The organism is Pseudomonas sp. (assembly GCF_037994325.1).
Lineage (GTDB): Bacteria > Pseudomonadota > Gammaproteobacteria > Pseudomonadales > Pseudomonadaceae > Aquipseudomonas.
In genome coordinates this window covers 1-2,251 of record NZ_JBBNAH010000604.1, presented here as the reverse complement: position 1 = coordinate 2,251, position 2,251 = coordinate 1, and the positions used below count along the sequence as shown (strand labels likewise).

The following is a 2,251-nucleotide window of genomic DNA, read 5'->3' as shown; positions in this document are numbered from 1 at the left end:
GCCGAGCAATACCGCCACGCTTTGCGTTTCGCCGTTGGCCAGGAAAAAACTGCCGGCTGCCACGTACAGCACAAATTGCACCGCGGCATACAACTGCTGCGCTGGACGCAATGGCACGTGGAATTTCTTAAACAGACTTAACTCTGCTTTTGCCTGCGGATACTTGCCGGCCACATCCGCCGGCCGCCAGCCGGTGCGCATAAACCAGATACGCAGCTTGTCCCACCACGATTGGGCGCGCACCGCGTCCTGCCACAACACCGCATAAAACTGCAGATTCGCCCACAGCGGGTTCCAACTGGCCAACGGCGTGGTTACCCCAAACACCACCGGCTGCTCATCCAGCTCTTCCTGAAAGGTGCCGAACAGGCGGTCCCAAATAATAAAAACGCCACCGTAGTTGCGGTCCATATACACCGCGTTTTGCGCATGGTGTACGCGGTGATTAGACGGCGAGATAAACACCCACTCAAACCAGCCGAGCTTGGGGATATGCCGGGTATGCACCCAAAACTGATAGAGCAGGTTCAACGCCGCCACCGTCAGAAATACCAGCGGCGGGATGCCCAGCAGCGCCATGGGCAGGTAAAAGATCCAGCCGAAAATCCAGCCGGTGCTGGTCTGGCGCAGCGCCGTGGAAAGGTTGTACTCCTCACTCTGGTGATGCACCGAATGCGCCGCCCACAGCACATTGCGCTCATGGCCCAGGCGGTGATTCCAGTAGTAGCAAAAGTCGTAGAACACAAAGGCAAACACCCAAACCCAAAGGTGTTGGGCCGAGAGCTCAAGCATGCCCCAGTGCTGCCAGGCAAAGGTGTAAGTCAACACCCCGACCACCTTGGTCAGCAGCCCCACGGTGGTCGACAACACCCCGGCACTCAGGCTGTTGATGGCATCCGCCAAGCGATAGGTGCTGACGCCGCGCCAACGATCAGCGAGCAATTCCAAGGCAATCAGCAGAAAGAAAAACGGCACGGCGTAGAGGACGTAATTCATGGCTCACCCATCATTGTTATTGTCCGCCCAGCTATTGGCCGCTCAGGGGCAGGGACTATAGGTGGCGATGCTATCCCCCAGCCCCAAAAGACAGCGCAACAGCAGGTGACAGCCTGAGCGGCATTTAGCGACAGACACGCCTGAAATCAGCCCCCAGAGGCGTGCATGACATTTTTATAACGCGCTTTCGCGCAAACTGCGGTCCAAACTCTTACTAGCCAACCCATCGAGTTACGGCCCATCGAGTAGTGGAGAAACGCCATGCATAAAAAGGTCGCTGTAATCCTCTCCGGCTGTGGCGTCTATGACGGTGCAGAAATCTACGAAAGCGTGATCACTCTGCTGCGCCTGGATCAGCGCGGCGTCGAGGTGAAGTGCTTTGCCCCCAACATCGCCCAGCACCATGTGATCAATCACCTGACTGGCGAAGAGATGCCCGAAACACGCAACGTGCTGGTGGAAGCGGCACGCATCGCCCGCGGCGAAATTGCTGATGTGCGCGAAGCCAATGCCGAGGACTTTGACGCCTTGATCGTACCTGGCGGCTTCGGTGCGGCGAAAAACTTGTCGGACTTTGCCGTGAATGGCGCACAACTTACTGTGCAGCCGGAAGTGCTCGCCCTCGCCCAAGCCTTTGCGGCCGCGCAAAAACCCATCGGCCTGATCTGCATTGCGCCTGCTCTGGCGGCGAAGATTTTTGGCCCCGGGGTTATCTGCACCATCGGCAACGATGCCGACACCGCCGCCGCCCTCGGCGAAATGGGCGCGCACCATGAAGACTGTGCAGTGGACGATATCGTCGAAGACGAGAACCACAAACTGGTCACCACCCCTGCCTACATGCTGGCCAACTCCATCAGCGAAGCCGCCTCGGGTATTAACAAGTTGGTAGACCGTGTGCTGGAGCTAAGCGCCGCCAGCCACTGATTACCGCCGCAGGCTTCTGCGGCGCCGCGAACTGGCCAGGAAGGCCATTTTTTACAAGGACGTAAACCATGCGACCACGCGTTGCCCGGGGTTTTACCCTGGCCGAACTGCTGATAACCCTGTGCCTGCTGGTCATTATCAGCAGCTTGGCCCTGCCCAACCTAAGCCGCCACGTGCAGAGCAATCGTCAGGACAACCTACGCCACAGCCTGCTCAGCCACCTCAACGCCGCCCGCAGTGAAGCCATTGTCCTGATGCAGCGTGTCGAGCTGTGCGGCTCCAGCAACGGCGAACAATGCGACCATGCGTGGGAGCTGGGCTGGCTGAT

General features: G+C 58.6%; 3 protein-coding genes. 2 read left to right on the top strand and 1 reads right to left on the bottom strand.

What is annotated here, in order from left to right:
* Positions 1-996 (bottom strand): sterol desaturase family protein (locus AAAB16_RS20125; RefSeq protein WP_340664923.1); only part of this gene is annotated, 996 nt, incomplete at its 3' end.
* Positions 997-1,257: 261 nt separating this feature from the next.
* Between AAAB16_RS20125 and elbB the strand changes: the two genes are divergently transcribed.
* Positions 1,258-1,923, top strand: a complete 666-nt coding sequence (gene elbB / locus AAAB16_RS20120) for an isoprenoid biosynthesis glyoxalase ElbB (RefSeq protein WP_340664922.1) — start codon at positions 1,258-1,260, stop codon at positions 1,921-1,923.
* Between the two features lie 68 nt (positions 1,924-1,991).
* A partial coding sequence (locus tag AAAB16_RS20115) for a GspH/FimT family pseudopilin (RefSeq protein WP_340664921.1) occupies positions 1,992-2,251 on the top strand: 260 nt, incomplete at its 3' end.